This window comes from Vibrio sp. 10N.286.52.F8 (assembly GCF_041468745.1).
Classification (GTDB): Bacteria; Pseudomonadota; Gammaproteobacteria; order Enterobacterales; family Vibrionaceae; genus Vibrio; species Vibrio crassostreae_C.
On sequence record NZ_JBFRJF010000060.1, the window covers coordinates 1 to 20122 of the forward strand.

At 43.8% G+C, this 20122-nt stretch carries 17 protein-coding genes, 1 other RNA gene and 2 pseudogenes; 15 read left to right on the forward strand and 5 right to left on the reverse strand.

The features are described from left to right. Positions 1 to 632: 632 nt before the first annotated feature. From AB4133_RS21680 to AB4133_RS21690, 3 genes are all read left to right on the forward strand, one after another. A complete protein-coding gene (locus tag AB4133_RS21680) occupies positions 633 to 1709 on the forward strand; it encodes an efflux RND transporter periplasmic adaptor subunit (RefSeq protein WP_050644646.1) in 1077 nt (358 codons plus the stop codon). After that, complete coding sequence (gene vexH / locus AB4133_RS21685; protein ID WP_372225719.1) at positions 1709 to 4822, forward strand: vibriobactin export RND transporter permease subunit VexH; 3114 nt, start codon at positions 1709 to 1711, stop codon at positions 4820 to 4822. Before AB4133_RS21680 ends, vexH begins: the two co-directional genes overlap by 1 nt. A gap of 124 nt (positions 4823 to 4946) precedes the next feature. Continuing rightward, positions 4947 to 5267, forward strand: a complete 321-nt coding sequence (locus AB4133_RS21690; RefSeq protein ID WP_004736423.1) for a DUF1244 domain-containing protein — start codon at positions 4947 to 4949, stop codon at positions 5265 to 5267. 89 nt (positions 5268 to 5356) lie between these two features. On the opposite strand, the gene AB4133_RS21695 is transcribed toward AB4133_RS21690, so the two are convergent. Then, positions 5357 to 6424: a PLP-dependent cysteine synthase family protein gene (locus tag AB4133_RS21695; RefSeq protein ID WP_017064069.1), complete on the reverse strand. Its 1068-nt coding sequence runs from the start codon at positions 6422 to 6424 to the stop codon at positions 5357 to 5359. A 129-nt stretch (positions 6425 to 6553) separates the two neighbouring features. On the opposite strand from AB4133_RS21695, the gene AB4133_RS21700 reads away from it, so the two are divergent. Continuing rightward, positions 6554 to 7027 (forward strand): Lrp/AsnC family transcriptional regulator, encoded by a 474-nt coding sequence (locus tag AB4133_RS21700; RefSeq protein WP_017062025.1) that lies wholly within the window; start codon positions 6554 to 6556, stop codon positions 7025 to 7027. Between the two features lie 89 nt (positions 7028 to 7116). After that, entirely contained in the window at positions 7117 to 7782 is a 666-nt protein-coding gene (locus AB4133_RS21705; RefSeq protein ID WP_017070264.1) for a hypothetical protein, read from the forward strand. A gap of 133 nt (positions 7783 to 7915) precedes the next feature. Here AB4133_RS21705 and tesB read toward each other — a convergent pair whose 3' ends face one another. Then, entirely contained in the window at positions 7916 to 8776 is an 861-nt protein-coding gene (gene tesB / locus AB4133_RS21710) for an acyl-CoA thioesterase II (protein ID WP_029235187.1), read from the reverse strand. A gap of 168 nt (positions 8777 to 8944) precedes the next feature. Between tesB and AB4133_RS21715 the strand changes: the two genes are divergently transcribed. Beyond that, the gene (locus AB4133_RS21715; RefSeq protein ID WP_017058951.1) at positions 8945 to 9385 is read left to right on the forward strand and encodes a YbaY family lipoprotein; all 441 of its coding nucleotides are present in this window, start codon (positions 8945 to 8947) and stop codon (positions 9383 to 9385) included. Between the two features lie 75 nt (positions 9386 to 9460). On the opposite strand, the gene AB4133_RS21720 is transcribed toward AB4133_RS21715, so the two are convergent. Further along, complete coding sequence (locus AB4133_RS21720) at positions 9461 to 9763, reverse strand: MGMT family protein (RefSeq protein ID WP_017058952.1); 303 nt, start codon at positions 9761 to 9763, stop codon at positions 9461 to 9463. A gap of 227 nt (positions 9764 to 9990) precedes the next feature. On the opposite strand from AB4133_RS21720, the gene AB4133_RS21725 reads away from it, so the two are divergent. The 4 genes and pseudogenes from AB4133_RS21725 (at position 9991) to cas6f (ending at position 12451) form a co-directional block, all read left to right on the forward strand. Next, complete coding sequence (locus AB4133_RS21725; protein ID WP_017064066.1) at positions 9991 to 10734, forward strand: hypothetical protein; 744 nt, start codon at positions 9991 to 9993, stop codon at positions 10732 to 10734. A gap of 196 nt (positions 10735 to 10930) precedes the next feature. Continuing rightward, an RNA gene (gene ffs, locus AB4133_RS21730) (signal recognition particle sRNA small type) lies at positions 10931 to 11027 on the forward strand. Positions 11028 to 11125: 98 nt separating this feature from the next. Beyond that, positions 11126 to 11836, forward strand: a pseudogene (gene csy3, locus AB4133_RS21735) (type I-F CRISPR-associated protein Csy3); the annotation flags it as partial. A gap of 9 nt (positions 11837 to 11845) precedes the next feature. Further along, positions 11846 to 12451, forward strand: a complete 606-nt coding sequence (cas6f, locus tag AB4133_RS21740) for a type I-F CRISPR-associated endoribonuclease Cas6/Csy4 (RefSeq protein ID WP_372225723.1) — start codon at positions 11846 to 11848, stop codon at positions 12449 to 12451. Positions 12452 to 13057: 606 nt separating this feature from the next. Here the strand turns inward: cas6f and AB4133_RS21745 are convergent. Then, entirely contained in the window at positions 13058 to 14263 is a 1206-nt protein-coding gene (locus tag AB4133_RS21745; protein WP_017068538.1) for a hypothetical protein, read from the reverse strand. A gap of 446 nt (positions 14264 to 14709) precedes the next feature. Between AB4133_RS21745 and AB4133_RS21750 the strand changes: the two genes are divergently transcribed. The 4 genes from AB4133_RS21750 (at position 14710) to AB4133_RS21765 (ending at position 18593) form a co-directional block, all read left to right on the forward strand. After that, positions 14710 to 15597 carry an REP-associated tyrosine transposase gene (locus tag AB4133_RS21750; protein WP_102393147.1) on the forward strand — a complete coding sequence of 296 codons (888 nt, stop codon included), beginning with the start codon at positions 14710 to 14712 and terminating at the stop codon, positions 15595 to 15597. A 362-nt stretch (positions 15598 to 15959) separates the two neighbouring features. Continuing rightward, on the forward strand, positions 15960 to 16427 hold the full coding sequence (gene slyA, locus AB4133_RS21755) for a transcriptional regulator SlyA (RefSeq protein WP_017059069.1): 468 nt from the start codon (positions 15960 to 15962) through the stop codon (positions 16425 to 16427). Positions 16428 to 16439: 12 nt separating this feature from the next. Continuing rightward, on the forward strand, positions 16440 to 17501 hold the full coding sequence (locus AB4133_RS21760; protein ID WP_017059068.1) for an HlyD family secretion protein: 1062 nt from the start codon (positions 16440 to 16442) through the stop codon (positions 17499 to 17501). Positions 17502 to 17561: 60 nt separating this feature from the next. Next, positions 17562 to 18593, forward strand: coding sequence for a DUF2955 domain-containing protein (locus tag AB4133_RS21765; RefSeq protein ID WP_017059067.1), 1032 nt, complete (start codon positions 17562 to 17564; stop codon positions 18591 to 18593). Positions 18594 to 18882: 289 nt separating this feature from the next. On the opposite strand, the gene AB4133_RS21770 is transcribed toward AB4133_RS21765, so the two are convergent. After that, positions 18883 to 19848, reverse strand: a complete 966-nt coding sequence (locus AB4133_RS21770) for a GlxA family transcriptional regulator (protein ID WP_372124137.1) — start codon at positions 19846 to 19848, stop codon at positions 18883 to 18885. Between the two features lie 114 nt (positions 19849 to 19962). Here AB4133_RS21770 and AB4133_RS21775 point away from each other — a divergent pair. Beyond that, positions 19963 to 20122 (forward strand): annotated as a pseudogene (locus tag AB4133_RS21775) (MBL fold metallo-hydrolase); the annotation flags it as partial.

Sequence of the window (20122 nt, forward strand, 5' to 3'; positions counted from 1 at the left end):
GATTCGAACCATCGAAGGCGGAGCCGGCAGATTTACAGTCTGCTCCCTTTGGCCACTCGGGAACCCCTCCAGGGTGTTTTTCCTAACTCATAATGGATAGGCTAAAGAGATGTTTTTCCCAACGCATCTCTCAAGTGCGGAGCGCATCATAGCAAACACGTTAAACCTGTAAAGAGTTTTTCTTATGGTTTTGTGTTGAATGCTGCCTTTTTGGGCAAAGATGGCGAAAAGTACGCATATTGCTCGGGAAGTGAACATCTGTACTAAGGTTTACGTACTGATAGGTAACACCTTGAGGTGACAGGCTTTCTGTATTGTGTTCAATGTGTCTAAAACGTGATGAAACGTAAATGGAATTTAATCTAGATTTACACTTCTTGACGTTACAGCATTCATCAGTTGATAGAATACGGTTAATTTCATTTATAGATAATAATACCAATCGTAGTAAATAACGTGTCATCTTAGCTTGCTAAAATGCTCGAGAACAGCGTCAGATATTTTGATTGTAGAATAACTACTTATCGAAACTATCTGTTGAAAAGAGCTGCCTTGTTCTCAAGCTTTTCCCTAAGCTATTTCTGACCACTTACTCACTGTGATTGGTACAAACTTACTTGCAGACCATTATTATGAAGCATAAATCTGTTTTAACCCTGCTTAGCTTGTCTATTCTTATGGCGTCTCCAGCCGTACTTGCTAAACGTATGGGCCCTAGCACTGTCACTGTTGTTACTGAGCAGGTTGATATTCACCAAGTTAGCCAATCTCTTTCGTTGGTCGGTAAGTTAGAAGCCGAGCAATCGGTAATGATCACTTCTGAAGTGGCTGGCAGAGTGGACTCTATCAACATTAAAGCCAATCAAGATGTCACTAAAGGGCAGATGTTGGTTCAGCTTGATGACGACAAAGCGAAAGCGGCGGTTGCAGAGGCTCAAGCTTATCTAAAAGACGAGCAACGTAAGCTAGCGGAATTTCAACGCCTAGTGAAACGTAACGCGATCACGCAAACTGAAATTGACGCTCAGAAAACGAACGTAGAGATCGCCAACGCTCGTTTAGCTGCTGCAAATGCCAATCTGAAAGATCTTCACATCAGCGCGCCATTCTCGGGCACTGTTGGTTTTATCGACTTTAGCCGCGGTAAAATGGTGACTGCAGGTACTGAACTCGTGACCTTAGATGACCTATCGGTAATGCAATTAGATCTGCAGATCCCGGAGCGCTACCTTTCTAAACTGTCTAAAGGTATGAAAGTAACGGCTCGCACTAGCGCATGGGGCGACACTCAGTTCACTGGTACTGTAGTAGGCATTGATTCTCGTATTAACGCTGAAACCTTGAACCTTCGAGTTCGAATCCACTTCGACAACAATAATGATTATCTAAAGCCAGGTATGTTAGTGGCGGCGGATATGGACTTCCCACCAGTGGAAGCGCCAATCATTCCAGTTCAAGCGCTTGAGTATTCAGGTACGAAGCGTTTCGTTTATGTTATCGACGAAGATAATAAAGCAACTCGTACAGAAGTTTTCCTTGGGGCACGTATCGATAACGAAGTCGTGATCGACAAAGGCATCGAAATTGGCCAGAAGATCGTGGTGCAAGGTATCGTGAACATGCGTGACGGCGTCTTGGTTCAAGAGCTTGCCGTTAATCGCCCAGCTGATGCAGCAAGTGATAAAAAAGCACAAGAAGGCGCTAACTAATGTTGTTATCTGATGTTTCTGTAAAGAGACCAGTAGCGGCCGTCGTATTAAGCCTACTATTGGTTGTGTTTGGTATTGTCTCTTTCAATAAGCTCGCGGTTCGTGAGATGCCAGATATTGAAAGCCCGGTAGTATCGATCAGTACTCGTTATGAGGGTGCGTCTGCCACCATCATTGAAAGCCAAATAACCTCCAACCTTGAAGACCAGTTATCCGGCATCAGTGGTATCGATGAGATCGAATCCACAACGCGTAACGGTATGTCGCGTATCACGATTACTTTTGAGCTTGGTTACGACCTCAATACCGGTGTGAGTGATGTTCGTGATGCTGTAGCTCGTGCGCAGCGTTCATTGCCAGATGAAGCCGACGACCCAATTGTTTATAAGAACAATGGTAGTGGTGAAGCTTCGGTCTACATCAACTTAAGTTCGACGGAGATGGACCGAACGCAGTTAACCGACTACACCGAACGTGTGTTGATTGACCGCTTTAGTTTGATTTCTGGCGTGAGCTCGGTGGATATCTCAGGTGGCTTGTACAAAGTAATGTACGTGAAGCTGAAACCTGCGCAGATGGCGGGTCGTGGCGTTACTACCTCGGACATCACTTCTGCTCTGAACAGTGAGAACATTGAAAGCCCAGGTGGTGAAGTACGTAACGATGCGATTGTGATGTCGGTTCGTACTGCTCGTTCTTACACTGAATCGGAAGATTTCGAATATCTAGTCGTTAAACGTGCCTCTGATAACACACCTATCTACTTGAAAGACGTAGCGGATGTTTACATTGGCGCAGAAAACGAGAACTCGACCTTTAAGAGTGACGGCGTTGTTAACGTAAGTATGGGTATCGTGCCTCAGTCAGATGCGAACCCACTTGAGGTGGCTGACTTAGTCCATAAAGAAGTCGAAGCAATTCAAAAGTTCTTGCCAGACGGTACTCGTTTGGCTGTCGACTATGACTCAACTGTCTTTATCGACCGCTCAATCTCTGAGGTTTACAGCACGCTCTTTATCACGGGCGGCTTGGTTATCCTTGTGCTTTATATCTTTATTGGTCAAGCACGTGCAACACTTATTCCAGCGGTAACCGTACCTGTATCTCTGATCTCGTCGTTTATTGCCGCGTACTACTTCGGTTTCTCTATCAACCTGATTACCTTGATGGCACTTATCCTGTCGATTGGTTTGGTGGTAGATGATGCGATCGTAGTGGTTGAGAATATTTTCCACCACATTGAACGTGGTGAGTCACCACTGCTTGCTGCCTATAAAGGTACTCGTGAAGTAGGCTTCGCGGTAATCGCAACGACGCTTGTATTGGTAATGGTATTCCTACCAATCTCGTTCATGGACGGCATGGTTGGCCTATTGTTTACCGAGTTTTCTGTATTGCTTGCGATGTCGGTGATCTTCTCGTCGCTAGTCGCACTAACGTTAACGCCAGTGTTAGGCAGTAAAATCCTAAAAGCGAACGTTAAACCAAACCGTTTCAACCTGTTTGTCGAGCGCGTATTTGGCAAACTTGAGTCTGGATACCGCTCGGTATTGCGCCGTGCTTTAAACTGGCGTTGGGCAGCTCCAATCATCATTATCGCGTGTATGGGCGGTAGCTATGGCTTGATGCAACAAGTGCCGTCGCAACTGACGCCTCAAGAAGACCGTGGTGTTATCTTTGCGTTTGTTCGTGGTGCTGATGCAACCAGTTACAACCGTATGTCTGCCAATATGGACATCGTTGAAGAGCGCCTAATGCCGCTGCTTGGTCAAGGTTTCTTGAAGTCATTTAGTATTCAATCACCAGCGTTTGGTGGTAATGCGGGCGACCAAACGGGCTTCGTTATCATGATCCTAGAAGATTGGGATGAACGTGATGAAACCGCTCAGGAAGCGTTGAACGAAGTTCGTAAATCTTTAAATGGTATTCCTGATGTACGTGTATTCCCGTTCATGCCGGGCTTCAAAGGTGGTTCAAGTGAGCCTGTTCAATTCGTACTGGGTGGCTCTGATTACTCTGAGCTTCAGAAGTGGGGCGAACTGTTAAAGCAAGCGGCTGAAGACTCTCCAATGATGGAAGGTGCGGACATCGATTACTCTGAGAAAACACCAGAGTTATTAGTAACCGTAGATAAGCAACGTGCAGCCGAGCTAGGCGTTAGCGTTTCGGACATTTCAGATACGTTAGAGATCATGCTTGGCGGCCGTAGTGAAACCACTTTCGTTGACCGTGGTGAAGAGTACGATGTTTACTTGCGTGGTGATGAAAACAGCTTTAATAATGCCAATGACTTGAGCCAAATCTACATGCGAACTCAGTCTGGCGAGCTAGTTACGCTCGACACGCTGACGCACATTGAAGAAGTGGCATCCTCGATTCGTTTATCGCACTACAACAAGCAGAAATCGGTGACCATCAAAGCGAACCTAATGGAAGGCTACACGCTGGGTGACGCACTCGATTTCCTTGATGAACAAGCGATTGAACAGCTACCGGGCGATATTTCAGTGAGTTACTCTGGCGAGTCAAAAGACTTTAAAGAGAACCAATCAAGTATCTTAGTGGTATTTGCGCTAGCGATGCTGGTCGCGTACTTGGTACTGGCCGCGCAGTTTGAAAGCTTCATTAACCCGCTGGTGGTGATGTTCACCGTACCTATGGGTATCTTTGGTGGCTTCTTAGGTTTGGTGTTGATGAATCAAGGGCTCAATGTCTACAGCCAGATTGGTATGATCATGTTGATCGGTATGGTGACCAAAAACGGTATCTTGATCGTAGAGTTTGCTAACCAACTTCGTGACCGTGGCATTGAGTTTGAAAAGGCGATCATTGATGCTTCGGCTCGACGTTTACGTCCAATCTTGATGACGGCGTTTACCACACTAGCTGGTGCCATCCCATTGATTACTTCAACGGGCGCAGGCTATGAAAGCCGAGTGGCAGTGGGTACGGTTATCTTCTTCGGTATGGGTTTCGCGACATTGGTAACTCTGTTCGTTATCCCTGCGATGTACCGACTGATTTCTGGCTCAACACGTTCTCCAGGTCATGTGGAAGCGGTTCTAAATAAAGAGCTGAGCCACGATAACGTGGGAAGAAGCTCGCACGGCTAATAAACATGGAATAGTGTAACAATATTGAAAAGCCTGCGTTTGCTCCTAGCGAATGGCAGGCTTTTTTTGTATAACAAACAGAGCTCAACGAATTAATACAATAAATCGAATAAAGGAAAGTAAAGTGGCTGAATTTAAATACAAAGATCTTTCTCAAGAAGAACAGGATAAGCTGGATGCAGCAACCTTTCGTCGCCTGTTAGCGCACCTAGATAACAATAAAGATGTGCAGAACATCGATCTGATGATCTTGGCGGGCTTCTGCCGTAACTGTTTCAGCAAATGGTACAAAGCGGAAGCTGAGCAACAAGGCTTAGACTTGGATATCGATGACGCTCGTGAGCGCGTATATGGCATGACTTACGATGAGTGGAAACAAAACCATCAGCCAAAAGCGACGCCTGAACAACTAGCGGCATTTGAAGCGAAGCAGAAGCCAGAGTAATTTGTTCTCGTTGGTGGTTGATTAATAGAATGAATAAACAAAAAGAGCCCATCAAGGCTCTTTTCTATTTCGAACTATCGGTTTTGAACTTAAGCCAACTCACCCGTTTGCGAGAAAGCTTCTAACTTCGCTGCATAAGGTTGTAGGTCTCCGATATTCAGATTTACCCACTCGTCATTGAAGTAAGTGTCTAGGTAACGCTCACCACTGTCACACAGTAAAGTCACGATAGAACCTTTTTCTCCACGTGCTTTCATTTCACTGGCTAATTGAAGCACACCGTACATGTTAGTCCCGGTTGATGCGCCGACCTTGCGACCAAGAATGTCAGATAACCAATGTGTCGTTGCGATACTTGCTGCGTCTGGGATTTTACGCATTTCGTCAACCACACCAGGAATGAAGCTTGGTTCTGCTCGTGGGCGACCAATGCCTTCAATCTTGCTGAATGTACTACCTTTCACGTTCGCATTGCCTGTTTGGAAGTATTCGTGGAATACAGAGTTCTCAGGGTCCACAACACAAAGCTTAGTTTCATGTTGTTGGTAGCGAATGAAACGGCCAATCGTCGCTGAAGTACCGCCAGTACCTGGGCTCATTACTACCCAAGCCGGAACTGGGTGATCTTCCATCTGCATTTGATTGAAAATCGAGTTCGCGATGTTGTTGTTACCACGCCAGTCGGTTGCGCGCTCAGCGTAAGTAAATTGATCCATGTAGTGACCATTCAATTCTTCTGCTAAACGGCGAGACTCATCGTAAATTTCATCTGAGCGGTCCACAAGATGCGCTTGGCCGCCGTAGAATTCAATTTGCTCGATCTTTTTCTTCGCTGTGCATTTTGGCATTACCGCGATAAATGGAAGGCCAAGTAGGCGAGCGAAGTAAGCTTCAGACACCGCAGTACTGCCCGATGAAGATTCAATGATCGTGGTTTCTGGGCCAACCCAACCGTTACAGATAGCGTATAAGAAGAGAGAACGCGCTAAACGGTGCTTTAAAGAGCCTGTAGGGTGTGTGCTTTCATCTTTAAGGTAAACATCAATGCCTTCGATACTTGGTAGATCGAGCTTGATAAGGTGCGTATCCGCTGAGCGTTGGTAGTCCGCTTCAATTTTACGAATCGCGTTGTTAATCCATTGATGGTCAGTGCACATAAACGTTCTCCTGATCGAGTGTAGGAATTCTTTGTAATTGGTATGGTTCTAATTTATCTATAATCGGAGAGAAAAACTTTGCCATATTTGCTTTGTTTTGCTTAAATTGTAGAAAATTATTCTCTTTAAATGCGATTTGGTGAAAGTGTGATAGATGCCGTAGATAAAAAAATATTAGGGTTACTGCAAGAAGACAGCACCCTGTCATTGAACGATATTTCTGAAGCGGTCAATCTCACTACAACGCCTTGTTGGAAAAGGCTTAAGCGCCTCGAAGAGAACGGTATTATTGAGAAAAGGGTCGCGTTATTGAACCCGGAAAAACTGGATCTTTCCTTTACTGCGTTCGTATTGGTGAAAACCAGTGATCATTCTCATGAGTGGTATGGTCGTTTTGTGAATACTGTGTCGGAATTTCCAGAAGTGATGGAGTTCTATCGCATGGCTGGCGAATATGATTATATGATGAAGGTTCAGGTTAAAGACATGAAGTGCTTTGATGATTTCTATAAGCGCTTGGTGAATAGCATTGATGGTATCTCTAATGTGACCTCGACGTTTGCGATGGAACCATTGAAGTACACGACAGCATTGCCGCTTTAAGCTGCGCCTAGTAATAGATTAACTATCGCTTTAGTTTAACTATCTTCTCAGTTTAGATCTCGTCTCTGCGATAAAGAAAAGGATTATTCATGTTTGCAAAAGTATCTACCGCTATCCAGCTGGTACTGGCGGTCGCCATTTTTTACTTGGGTTACACCATCTACTCATTGACTAATAAAGTCGGTGAAATCGTTGATACTTACCCGCAAGTTATCGAAGACATATCGGGCCTCACCAAAGGGCTCAAAGTAGAAGAGCTATTAGCGCTTGCAGAACATGTCAGCGATCTTGCTCCTCAGGTGTTAAACACTGTCGAAGAAGTTAGAAAGACGATCGATGATGTGAATCAAACCGTAGCCTCGGTCGACAACAAAATCCCTGCGATATTAGATGAAGTGAAAAATGTTCGAACGGAAGTCGAGCAGGTAAGAACCGATGTTATTCCACCAACATTAACTGAATTAAAGAGATACCGCGTAGACGTAATGCCACCAATGCTCGCTGAAAGTAAGTCTTACCGCGAACAGACTATTCCTGTCATTGTCACGGAATCTGAAATGCTACGAGCGGAAGTCCCAGGTATTTTGGCACAAGCTAATTTGTTAGCTGATAAGAGTAAGGAACTCGCTCAGGGAGCCGCTGAGGGCGCGGTGAAAGGCGTAGTGTTATCGCCATTTAACCTTCTACGAGACGCAGGTGATGGCATTAAAACGCGAGTTCAAGGCGAGTTTGAGCCAACGTTAGAAGTTGAGTAGGTTTTATTGATTTTTGCGTGACGAGTTTTCTTAAGCGTCATTAAAGAAAGAGGCTAGGTATTAAACCTAGCCTCTTTTTGTTTGTGCGTATTTGGGGCTTGTAAGAAGCGTTTATCCGCTATTTATTTGAGTGCTATTTAGTAAAACGCATCACACCTTCTTGTACTGCTGTCGCTACCAGCTCACCTTTCTGGTTGAAGATCTCGCCGCGCACTAGGCCGCGAGTGTTCGCTGCCGTTGGGCTTTCAATCGCATAAAGCAGCCATTCGTCCATTTTGAATGGGCGGTGGAACCAGATTGAGTGGTCAATCGTCGCCACTTGAAAATTTGGCGTCATGATAGAGACTTCATGTGGGTGAAGCGCCGTCACTAAGAATCCCCAATCCGATGCGTAGGCAAGCAGGTATTGGTGGATCAAGTGGTTGTCTGGCATCGCGCCATTCGCTCTTACCCAAAGGTATTGTTTCGCTTCCGTCTTCTTAGGTTTCAGTGGGTTTACCACCGTCACCGGACGCATCTCAATCGGCTTTTCGCCACAGAAGGTTTTGCGCAGTTTCTCTGGTAAGAATTCCGCAATGTGGCTCGCTAATTCAGTTTCTGAGGCAAAGTTCTCTGGTCCCGGAATATCAGGCATTGAAATCTGGTGCTCAAACCCTGGCGCATCGCCATGATAAGAAGCAGTGAGATAGAAAATAGGGCGGCCATTTTGAATCGCTTTTACACGGCGTGTGCTAAAGCTGCGTCCATCTCGTAGGTTCTCAACATCGTAAATGATTGGCTTTTCAGGATCGCCGGGAAACAGAAAATAACTGTGGAACGAGTGAACACTACGGTCGTCTTGAACGGTATAACGAGCAGCAGAAAGCGCTTGTCCCAATACCTGACCGCCGTATACCTGTGGTAGGCCTAGGTTCTCACTTTGCCCACGGAATAAACCTTCTTCCAGTTTTTCTAGCTGAAGTAAACTTAGTAATTCTTGTAAAGGTTGACTCATCGCCAGCATTCCTCTTCGTAAAATGGGTGTCAGATTATGGTGTTAATCATTTAGCTTAGTCAGATATCTGTCAATAAATCATAGGGTTTCAAGACAGAATATGAAAGCTCTCTTATAATTGGTGAGTAGATTTGCCGAGTCCGGCAAACATGTTGAGAGAAATTGAATATGAAAAAGGCTCTAATTCTTATTACGTCTTTAGTATCGTTTGGCCTACTTGTTGGTTGCCAAGCAACATCAGAAACGAGCGCTTCTCAAGAAGTGGTTGCAGAGAACACTCAAGTGATTTCAGGAACAGTAAGCTACCGTGAAAGAATTGCATTGCCAGAGAATGCAGTGGTTACCGTTACGCTAGAAGATATCTCACTGGCTGATGCACCATCGACGGTTATCGCAACTCAAGAGTTCACCACAGACGGTAAGCAAGTACCGTTCGCATTCGAGCTGAGCTACGACAACGACAAAATTAAAGCTAACCACCGTTACAACATGCGCGCATCGATTCATGTTGACGGTAAACTGCGTTTCATAACGGACACGATTAAGTCAGTAATTACTGATGTAGAAAATACACAGCAAGCAGACCTACGTTTGGTTGGTGTTCGTTAATCAGAAATCGATGCCACTGTTAAGGCATCTTGATTGGCTTAACTTAGCCAGTTGAATTGACGATTAGTGGCAGCTCTAGGGCTGCCATTTGTATATTCTGAGTTTAACTTTTCCTGCATCACTCACCTCAACCCCTTCTTTAACCAAATGCTGCTTTTGTCTGTCGAACGAATCAGCCTTTAAAGATATTTCACCCTTGCTGTTTATCACTCGATACCAAGGCAGTTTGCTACCTTCTGGCAGGTTACCCAGCGCTTTACCAACATGGCGCGCATAGCCCGGAAATCCTGAAAAACGTGCTATGTCTCCATAAGTTGTTACTTTTCCATATGGAATTTGGTGAATCACAGCAAAGATTTGGCTTAAAAATTGGTCCATACTAAATGTTCCTAGTTCATAAATACCAATCACAGTAAGTAAGTGTTCAAAAATAGCGCAGGGAAAAAGCTTGAGAGCAAGGCCGCTCTTTTTGATAAGAAGTTTTGATAAGTAGTTATTCTCCAATCAAAAAATCTAACGAGGTTATCGAGTTTTTTAACAAGCTAGGGTGACCAGTTAATTACTACGATTGGTATGGTACCACGGATCGGTAGAAGGAGAGGGCTATGGTATTTACAACGTTTCAGTTCTTGATCACCACATTATTAGCGGTTGTTTGCGCGAGAGCAATCAGTTTAAGTGAGGGAGATATCCCGGTGCTTGCAATGGTAATTCCTGCTTTATGGATTTTACCGCAGGGGGGCATAGCAGGATTAGCTTTGCTTGTTTCCATGACCACTTATGGTCTAACCCTTCCTTTGCAGCCCATCACGCTGTCTGTCAGTGCGTGGGTACTATTCCCGCTATTGATGGTGGTCTTCTCAAGACGCAGTAGTTTGTCGGTCGTGATTATTTCCGGCTTGATTGTGACTACTTTGCAGGTCGGGATCATGGTGACACAATCAGCAGGCAAGCTTGAAGGCGTCCCGTGGGTTACCACACTTCAAACCTTATCAATCATCGTGATTTGGTGGGCGGCAAATCATCTTAAGCCTGCTAGCCGACACAGCTGGTGGTCATTAGGCTTAATACTTCCATTATGGATAGCCGATTTACCTTATGCCGCTTTGGTTGCCTTGTGTGTAACGGGCATCATGGCATCGATGGAAACGCTGACGCGCTTGAAAACCTTCCGCTGGAATAAACTACTGTGTTGGACACTGCCAACGGTTGGTTTTGCGGCTTTGGTGATTACCCCAAGTATCGAAGTACCTAGTCCAGTCTTTGTAGTATGGTTGTGTCTATTAGGCACCGCGTGGATGACAGACTACATCATTCGCACAGAAGATAACGAAGATATCGATATTTAGTACTCCAGCAATCCAACCCTTCCAAATGCAGGTAAATGGTGAATTTACCTGCGATTTTCTAGTGGTTTGAATAAAGGATAAGCACTTAGACCGCAATTGTTCAAAAATAGGGTGGAAGGGCTTGCAATGGTTGCTGTGATGCTTAATAATCCAATCACTCTTTGAGGCAAGCCTCTTAGAAAACGAATCTATGGGGGCCTGGTCCTCCCGCAACAATAGCTCGTGAACTCGGTCAGGCCTGGAAGGGAGCAGCCGCAGCGAGTGACTTGTGTGCCGGGATGTGGCTGGGTTCCCACCCCTTAAAAAAGCCGCTCTTTATGAGCGGCTTTTTGCTATCTGAAGCTTTCAAGTCAAAGCACTATTTCTAACGCCGAATACCTGTGATGGTTAAGTGCGCAGTAAACTTTCGTTACTGGCTAATACTTATAAAGAGCTCAATGGGTATCAGGAGCTCGCTCATCGATACGCAAAGAATATACTGCTTGGCCGTTGGCTTTGGCGCAACAGAGAGTGTCGAAACCTGTCGATAGAAGTGACCACCAGTGATTCGCAAACCTTGATTATAGAAAACGCAACAAGGCTTTCTTGGTATGGTCATTGGGATGAGGCTTCAGCAGAATACCTAGAAAAGCTCACAGCCTATTTGATGCGAGCCCTTTCTGACCCGACCGAATATTTCTACATGGATGTCAAAGCTAAAATTGGAGTTGGTTGGGGAGATGAGGTTTACCCAAGCCAAGAGTTTTTAGATAGCCGAGAAGATGGTGTTCCGACTAAGCAGTTAGCTACCGTCGAACTATTGAACGGAAAGGAAACCGTTGCGTTTCATGGTCAAAAAGTTGGAGCCGCATTGCAATCGATTGACGATTGGTGGCATGAAAACGCAGATAAACCATTAAGAGTGAACGAATATGGGGCAGATCGAGAATACGTTATAGCAAGGCGACACGTGTCCCATGGAAATGACTTCTATCAACTGCTCAGACATACAGAGAACTGGATTGAAAGTATGACAGCTTCTCAAGCCATCCCAAATGATGTGCATTTCATCATGTCTGTCTTGATCAAAGGCGGCCTATTCAATTGTTCCAAAGCGAAGTAAGGGATAGATATGACTAAGCGTTACTATTTCTTAATACGTTACATGCCTGCACAAGCCGACCACGAATTATTGGCAGGACGGTGTATATCCCAAATGCACTTGTTTATGGTCAATAACCGACAAGCGATGAATAGGATTGGCGTGAGCTTTCCTGATTGGAATGAATCGACAGTCGGCCAAACTATTGCCTTTGTTGCCGAAGATAAGGAGATGATGGTTGGACTCTCTTTTCAGCCCTATTTCTCTGTGATGGTAAATGAAGGTTTGTTTGAGATCTCCAGTGTCTGTGAGGTACCAGACACTGCGGCTGAAGTGAGGTTTGTCCGTAACCAAATGATCGGGAAAAGCTTTTTAGGCTCTAAGAAACGCCGAATCAAACGCAGCATGGCTAGATCCGAACTATCTGGTGCTGAACCATCATTACCAGTCACTAATGAAGAGCGGGTCATCTATAGTTTTCATCGAATCCCAATCTCCAGCGGTTCATCAGGGGAAAGTTATATTTTGTTTGTACAAAAGGAGTTTGTTAGAGAGCGCGTTGCAGCAAACTTTAATAGCTATGGTTTAGCCACCAATCAAGAAAGAAAAGGCACAGTACCTGAGTTACGTTTTTGACCCTTTTTCTAAAGCTATTTTTTTTAGAGAAGTGAAAACAAGGGCTTACAGAAGTAATAAGAAAAAGGGTATTTTGATGAATTGTGACTTTAAGCATGCAGAATCAGATGGTTAGAGACTATATTTTACAATGTCCTGCCGAATAGGCAGCTAAGAAATTCCCGAATTAGTGGGCATCAATGACGGAACAGTGTCCTGCCGAATAGGCAGCTAAGAATAGGCCAGGAAGAAAGCAACCTTCCTGCTGAACAAGCAGTTAAGAATAAAAACCATCAAGTTTAAGCTTGGTGGCTTTTGTTTGTTTACAATCGGTTTTATTCGTCCCACTTTCTAACATGGAAATGCCCCATTGTTGGTTAGAGTTCGAGATAGTAAATATCGTGTTTATATATATTAACCCTATAAGAGGTAATCCGACCGAGTCTACCCTTCAGAATTTCTCAGATATGCAGTATCGACCATAGGGATATTTAAAACTTTTGAGTTAATTTTATGCGGTGAAGAAAGGCGTTACTATATATGGAGTACTTTTGGTACTTTAGCTGAGAATTCATGCCGCCTAGCATGTTCAAATAGCAAGGCGGCAATAGACTTTTGAACGAAATGTTAGTTCGCTTCGACGCCATTGATGAATGTCTTCCCAAGTGATTGCTTGATCGTTGTGGTGTAGTTACCTGACTCTTCTTCGTTCCACAGTCTGTCCAATGCGTTTTGGTTGATTTCAAGTAATTTAACTAGCTTTGGTGTGATAGTGACATTGAAGTCAACTTTAAGGGACTTCTCAAATGCCTCTTCTGATTCTCGGTTAGTTAAGCCTTTATAATTTTTAGGCATTATTTCAATTTCTCCATCGGAACTTGAGTCATTAACGAAGATGTTGATATTCTCGAATTTGATCCCATTACCTATTATGGATTTAAAAGCAGCCTCAATTGTTTCCTCTGTAGGATTTCTTTCAATCAAACCGATGAAGCTATTAAGCTCTTGAGTATTAACTCCTTTAATCTCACCACTTAAGCCAAGTTTGTTCGATAGTTGGGTGATGTTTGGAGATTGAAGATCTAGTGAGTCAACTTTCCAATCAAGCTTCAGGCTCGTATTGTCTTCAATTGTAATTGCTGAATGAAACTTCGCGTCTTTGAAGCTAAATCCACCAGATCGATCGTTGAAACCTCCATCATTTGCAATTATTTCAGTATTATGGGTGTCATTAGTGATATTTGACTTAAGCTCAATGCCGTTTATATAGGCCTGTTCTCTTCTTTCAGAGATTCTAATTCCGTCAATTTTTGTGGATGTAGTGAAGGCTTCTTTATTGCCTTTAAACAGAATCTCAACATCGCCAAGTTTGAAGTTGCTTGAGCGGCCTGTATTGATTTCTCCAAGTGAGAAGTTGCTTTGTAGATCTAAAGACTGATTGCTGGTATCGAATGTGTATTTTATGCTTTCATTTAAGCTTGCTACCTCTCTGATTAACGTTGAGGTAAGTCCTTTATCCTTCGGGAGACTAAAATTACCTTCAACGCTAAGTCCGAATGGCGCAACCGTTGCTGTGTGGCTTAGGTAGATTGGTTCAGGAAGTCTTTTTGAACCATTGTTTATGTAGATAGCGAAATTCTGCTTGATATTGTTATTGTTGATTTCCGTATCGATCAGTTGGGCATCAATGAATTGGTTTTTTAGTCCAATTAGTGAGCTTTCAACTTCACTGGTCACAGTTTCTGCTGCATTCTTAATCAACATGTTATTGGCAACCAAGGCACCACCACCGATGATCGCTGTACAGCTGATTGCAATTAAAGTTTTTTTCATCTTTGCCTCTGATAAATATAGGAATCAATTAGTTATGCTATTTTATATGAATTCAGTTGCTTTCGCACCATAAACCAATTCTTCCCATTAGCGCTCAACAATTACTTTGTTATACCTGTAGTTATTCATTAAATACTAATTTAGAAAAGTCACTGACACGGAATTGTCCAAAAGCTTCTCGGATTGAATTTTTACCCGTGAACTCACCATCCTAATCTTCCTTTAATATCAGTGACCATTAATCCTAGAGCTTCAGCTTGAGCCAAAGACTTATCAATCCGGTTTCTTTGTCTCTTTACTTGGCGCATGTCAGCGTTTGCGTACGTAGGGTCAAGTCTTGTCTTTTGCCTTTTTGATGAAATCGTACGTAGGGTCAAGTCCTGTCTTTTGCCTTTTTGATGAAATGGTCTAGTTTTTAACTAGGCCATTTTTGTATAGGGAAGACAATGAGTAGACCACTGAGAATAGAGTATGCGGGTGCGCTCTATCATGTAACGTCGCGCGGTAATGCTCGACAGCCGATTTATCTGGAAGAGCAAGATTTTGAATTGTTTATCGAAGTGTTGTCAGGCACCAGTGAGCGATTCAATTGGGTCGTGCATAGCTACTGTTTAATGACCAATCATTACCATCTACTCGTCGAAACTCCTGATGGGAACTTAAGTAAGGGAATGCGTCAGCTTAATGGTGTGTATACCCAAAAGTTCAATAGAAAACATAACCGAGTCGGTCATCTATACCAAGGTCGCTTTAAAGCCATTTTAGTCGACAAAGACGCTTATCTATTGGAAGTGGGACGTTACATTTTACTTAACCCCGTTCGTGCAAATATAGTGGATACACCGAACGAATATGAGTGGAGCAGTTGGCCTTTTGTTACTGGTTTAAAAGAGTCACCAGACTGGCTAGCGGTTGATCAAACCTTGTTTCAATTTGGCCGCCAGAGAAATAAGGCTGTTGAGAAATACAAGCAATTCGTTTTCGAGGGGGTTGGTAAGCCACTATGGACAGGATTAAAGCAGCAGGTGTACCTAGGCAGTGATGAGTTTGTGAACAGTCATCTTCCTAATTTGAATTTAGCAGAGGGAGATATCAAAGAGGTTCCGGCAAAACAGCGACGTGCTAAACCTCTTTCGCTAAAGGAGTACCAAGACTCAGCGCCTAGTAGAAATGATGCCATTATTGCTGCATTTAATAGCGGTGGCTATACGCAAAAGCAAATAGGGAATCACTTCGACTTACATTATTCACGAGTCAGCCGTATAGTGGCAAAAGGCAAGACCTGCCCCCCCCCCCCGTTGTTAGGTATGCCCGTAAGAAATGAAGTGGCTTAATTGCTCGCAGCCCTTGGGGTTACTACGCTCTTAGGGAGGAATTGTTCAACAACGCCACCTGTAAATCTCAAAAATCCTACATATTTTTCTTTAAAATTCCGCTTCCGTTTATTTTGTGACTGAATGGGCGCGTTAGCTAATATTTTTTGTCATCTACTGTGTTTCTGGCTCAGCGATTGGGTTGGCTGGGTTAAAATTTATTGGTAAAAGATCGGATGTCCTATTTCACTTCCATTTTTATTCTTTTTTTTCATTACTTTAAGGGGATTTAGGCTTATGAGGCGATTTTGATAGTATAAAACAATTTACTTAGCGTGCTAACCAAGTATAATAGTTAGCACGCTAAGTAAATGGGAACCATGATGCAAAAAGAATTCGACCATATGAAAGAGCTATCACTGGCAGAACAATTGGGGCGTCTGCATCGCTTATGGCGCACCGCTGTTGACATTGAACTTGCCCCTTTAGAGTTAACTTACCCACGCTGGACAGCCTTATGGAAACTGTGGCGATTAGGCGACAACCTCAGTCAAAAAGTATTAGCCAATGCCTTAGAAATTGAACTGGCCTCTTTAATGCGCACCTTAGCCCAATTAGAACAGCAAGGGCTCATTGAACGCCACTGTTGCCCCCATGATAAACGCGCCAGACTTGTCAATTTGACTCCTGCTGGACTCGATTTAATAACGAAAGTTGAAGTAACAATTATCAATATCCGTAGCCAATTGCTCTTAGGCATAAACGCTGAAGAACTTACTGAGTTTGAAAGAGTAATTAATCTGATTGGTAATAATGCGTTAACCAAATTAGCTAAAATGACAGACAAGTAAGTGAATACAAATATGACACCAGATCAACAATTTTCGCGGCTAACAAAAATTGCCTTAGCAGGCTTTATGCTGGTATTTGGTTACTTTATGTTTGCTGATGCGACTATGCCATTAACGCCGCAGGCTATGGCAACTCGGGTTGTGACTAAGGTTACCCCACAAGTTAATGGCCGCATTAAAACTATTGCTGTCACTAATAACCAAGTTGTTAGCAAGGGTGAATTACTGTTTGAAGTAGATCCTAGACCGTATAAGTTAGCGGTAGATGAAGCGCAGTTGGCTTTAGAGCAAGTCCAGCAAGATAACGCTGAGCTAGATGCCTCTTTGTTAGCGGCGCAAGCTGATGTCAATGCCAGCCAAACCACATCACAACAAAAACGCAGCGAAGCAAAGCGTCTTGATGCACTGTACAAAACTAATGGCGTATCCCAACAGCAACGCGATCAAGCTGACAGCGATGCCGCTGCGGCTGAAGCAAATTTGCTGGCAACCCAAGCCCGTTTAAAGCAATTAGAAGTGAGCCGCGGTGTTTACGGTAACAATAACTTAAAAGTACGTCAGGCCGAAAATCGCTTAGCCCAAGCCAAATTAAACCTGTCTTATACCCAAGTTCATGCGGATCAAGACGGCACAGTTACTAACTTGCAAATCATGGTCGGCGGCTTTGCGGCCATTGGCCAGCCACTGCTGGCTCTTGTTTCTGATGATGTGGATATTATTGCTGATTTTAGAGAAAAGGCATTACGAGATGTCTCAATTTCATCTAAAGCCCTTGTTGCGTTTGACGGTGAACCAGGCCGTTTATATCGCGCCCACGTCAGCAGTATTGATGCTGGGGTTAGCGCCGGACAGTTCGATGCCAATGGCAGTTTAGCGACTCCGCAACAATCTGATCGCTGGGTCCGTGACGCCCAAAGAATGAGATTGCATTTACAATTAGATAATGACGAAGTCATGAGAACATTGCCAACGGGGGCACGGGCGACGGTGCAGATAATGCCAGAAAATAGTTTGCTGAACTTATTAGCTCATGGGCAGATTAAAGCCATCAGTATGCTGCACTATATCTATTAACATCATACATTTGATAGATGCGCTATTTTAAATATATTACAGCGACACAAGGCAACAATCATGTTACTAAGATTTAATCCCATGACAGCCAATGATTTACGTCAATGTCTACGTATTGCCACTGCTGGCACGATTGGCTTTACTGTGTGCAAACTGTTCGGCTTTAGTAACGGGGTGTTTTATACTGTTACCCCTATGGTATTGCTAGGGCTAGCACCTGTGTTCACCGCCCATGTCGCGCGGCAGGTGTTGGCGTCTTCTGTCACAGCTGGATTAGTGGTAGGCGTTATCGGTGGTTTATTTGGTGGCCATCCAGTCTTAATGACCCTGATTATTTTTGGGGTGTTTGTTGGCTTTTTTACCGCCATGACCCGCGGCAGTTTTTTTCTTTATGGTGCCAATAGTTTACTTAATCTGAGCATCATGCTTAATTTTGCCAGTTACCCTGATACTGATCTAAACGGTCTCATCGGCGCTAATCTCGGCGCCACAATACTGGCAATCATTATCGCCTATATCATGGTCTCGTTAATCCCTGATGTTGAACCCAGAAAATTGCAAAAACCACCAGCAAAATCAGTAAATCGAATGCGACATGAAGTATTACTGGGGGCAACTATCGCCACAGCATCTTTTGTCGTGTTCCAGATATTTAATCTGCAAGACTCTATGTCGGCGCAAGCTGCCACAATTTTATTACTTTATCCGATGCATTTTACTGGGGTATTAAATTATGCCCTTAAACGTGCGATAGGTACCTTTCTTGGAGTGACATTCGGTGTGTTAGCCCAGTTGTTTCTCTATGATTGGTCGGGGCTGCTTATCTTAGTAGTGCCGGTTTTATGGTTCGGATTAATGCTATTTAGCCAAGTTCATGTTAAAGAAAACGTCGGCGCTGGGGTTGGCTTTGGAGCGATGACCACGCTGGGGATTTTATTTGGCCAATACCTCACCCCAGGTAGCGATCTGATATATAGTGCACTTTACCGTATTAGCAGTATTTTGGTTGCCATCGTAGCGACTTTATTACTGTGTTACATCATGCACACTTTACTTAACCGATTTGCTGCAACGCGCTTAAGTTATCAGTAATGCTGATAATGATTAATCGAGCATGGAAAAAAACTGCTTGTGACTCAGCATTAGAAACAATAGGGTCATGTCTTGTCTTTTGTCTCTCATAACAATCACCTGATTCCAGTACGGGATCAGGTACTAGTATTTCAATAAAGCAATTGGAGACACCGTTGAAACTTTTTCCTCTTTGCCATACCTGTAGTTATTCATGATTTGCTAATGTTTACTTTTCCGAAACTCATTTCTGCCCAAAGGTATGCTGGCGGTAGCATGTAACGCAAAAATGCCCTCAATGAAATGAGTTCTATTGCTTGAAAGTCGTGCGCCACTGAACCGGCGATACATGAAAAGCAGATTTAAAGTGCTTTCTAAATACACTGTCAGAGCCAAAACCCGCTTGCTCTGCAATTTGAGGTATCGATAGTTTCGTGGTTTCTAATAGACGTTGGCTAAACACCAAACGTCGATTTTGCAGCCATTCACCAAATGTACAACCATAGGTGGATTTAAACTGGCGTGTAAAGGTACGTTTACTTATCGCACAGCGCTCAGCGAGTTCATCTAGTGAATGAGACTGATTGAGACTCTGCTCAACCTGCTCAATCACAAGGTTAATACTTGTCTCTGTGAGGGGTTTTATGTTGACTGGTGCTGGTATGTATTGTTGCTGCCCACCATTACGAGATGGTGCAGTCACCATCTTACGAGCGAGATCATTCGCAAGCTCACTACCACACAAACGGCGCACTATGTGCAGACAGCAATCGAGTGAAGCTGCTACTCCAGCAGAGGTGATGATAGTCTCATGTTCAACAAATAGAGGGTTTGGGTCAAAATTCACCTTAGGAAATTGCTGCTGAAATTGTTCGGTAAATGCCCAGTGGCTTGTGGCTCGTTTGCCATCGAGAACGCCAGCACACGCGAGAACATAAGAACCAAGGCAGAGCCCTACCAGCAACTTCCCTTTATCATGATGATCTATTAACGCCTCTAGAAGTCGCTCACTTGGCTCTGGCAGGTCATTTGGCCAGCTTGGAATAATTATAATATCGGCTTCTTGGGTAGCACTTAGATCGCTATCGACCACCACACCAAATCCAGAGCTTGTTTCAAACCGCAAGCTGTTTTCGCTACAGATCCTCAAGTTAAACCGAACCGGCTGACCGAAAAAGATATCTCGAAACACCAGACAGGGCACAGAGAGATGAAAAGCACTGATGCCTTCAAAGGCTATCATAGTAATTTTAATTAACTCGCTTGATTTGTTCATGAGTGTCTCGATTTGCGCGAACGTTGACTTTCAAGACAGTATCATAAGAAGTCGGAAAGTAGCATACTAAATCGTATAGAGAACATGACTTGTTAGTGAGTTTAGAGAGGCATTATGAAGATCCACCACCTACGTAGCGCAACTTTTCTCATTGAATCTGGCGAAACATTTATCCTTATTGATCCTATGTTGGGGAAAAAAGGCTCTATGCCTCCGTTTTCAGTCATTAAGGCTAAGGCCGCGAAAAATCCAACGGTTGAGATGCCAAGTAATG

What these genes read in the sequence shown, in the direction of transcription:
- AB4133_RS21760 (WP_017059068.1), top strand. Translation starts at nt 16,440, where the DNA reads ATGACACCAGATCAACAATTTTCGCGGCTAACAAAAATTGCCTTAGCA.
- AB4133_RS21765 (WP_017059067.1), top strand. Translation starts at nt 17,562, where the DNA reads ATGTTACTAAGATTTAATCCCATGACAGCCAATGATTTACGTCAATGT.
- AB4133_RS21745 (WP_017068538.1), bottom strand. Translation starts at nt 14,263, where the DNA reads ATGAAAAAAACTTTAATTGCAATCAGCTGTACAGCGATCATCGGTGGT.
- AB4133_RS21725 (WP_017064066.1), top strand. Translation starts at nt 9,991, where the DNA reads ATGGTATTTACAACGTTTCAGTTCTTGATCACCACATTATTAGCGGTT.
- AB4133_RS21750 (WP_102393147.1), top strand. Translation starts at nt 14,710, where the DNA reads ATGAGTAGACCACTGAGAATAGAGTATGCGGGTGCGCTCTATCATGTA.
- AB4133_RS21700 (WP_017062025.1), top strand. Translation starts at nt 6,554, where the DNA reads ATGCGATTTGGTGAAAGTGTGATAGATGCCGTAGATAAAAAAATATTA.
- AB4133_RS21705 (WP_017070264.1), top strand. Translation starts at nt 7,117, where the DNA reads ATGTTTGCAAAAGTATCTACCGCTATCCAGCTGGTACTGGCGGTCGCC.
- vexH (WP_372225719.1), top strand. Translation starts at nt 1,709, where the DNA reads ATGTTGTTATCTGATGTTTCTGTAAAGAGACCAGTAGCGGCCGTCGTA.
- cas6f (WP_372225723.1), top strand. Translation starts at nt 11,846, where the DNA reads ATGACTAAGCGTTACTATTTCTTAATACGTTACATGCCTGCACAAGCC.
- AB4133_RS21770 (WP_372124137.1), bottom strand. Translation starts at nt 19,848, where the DNA reads ATGAACAAATCAAGCGAGTTAATTAAAATTACTATGATAGCCTTTGAA.
- AB4133_RS21720 (WP_017058952.1), bottom strand. Translation starts at nt 9,763, where the DNA reads ATGGACCAATTTTTAAGCCAAATCTTTGCTGTGATTCACCAAATTCCA.
- slyA (WP_017059069.1), top strand. Translation starts at nt 15,960, where the DNA reads ATGCAAAAAGAATTCGACCATATGAAAGAGCTATCACTGGCAGAACAA.
- AB4133_RS21715 (WP_017058951.1), top strand. Translation starts at nt 8,945, where the DNA reads ATGAAAAAGGCTCTAATTCTTATTACGTCTTTAGTATCGTTTGGCCTA.
- AB4133_RS21695 (WP_017064069.1), bottom strand. Translation starts at nt 6,424, where the DNA reads ATGTGCACTGACCATCAATGGATTAACAACGCGATTCGTAAAATTGAA.
- tesB (WP_029235187.1), bottom strand. Translation starts at nt 8,776, where the DNA reads ATGAGTCAACCTTTACAAGAATTACTAAGTTTACTTCAGCTAGAAAAA.
- AB4133_RS21680 (WP_050644646.1), top strand. Translation starts at nt 633, where the DNA reads ATGAAGCATAAATCTGTTTTAACCCTGCTTAGCTTGTCTATTCTTATG.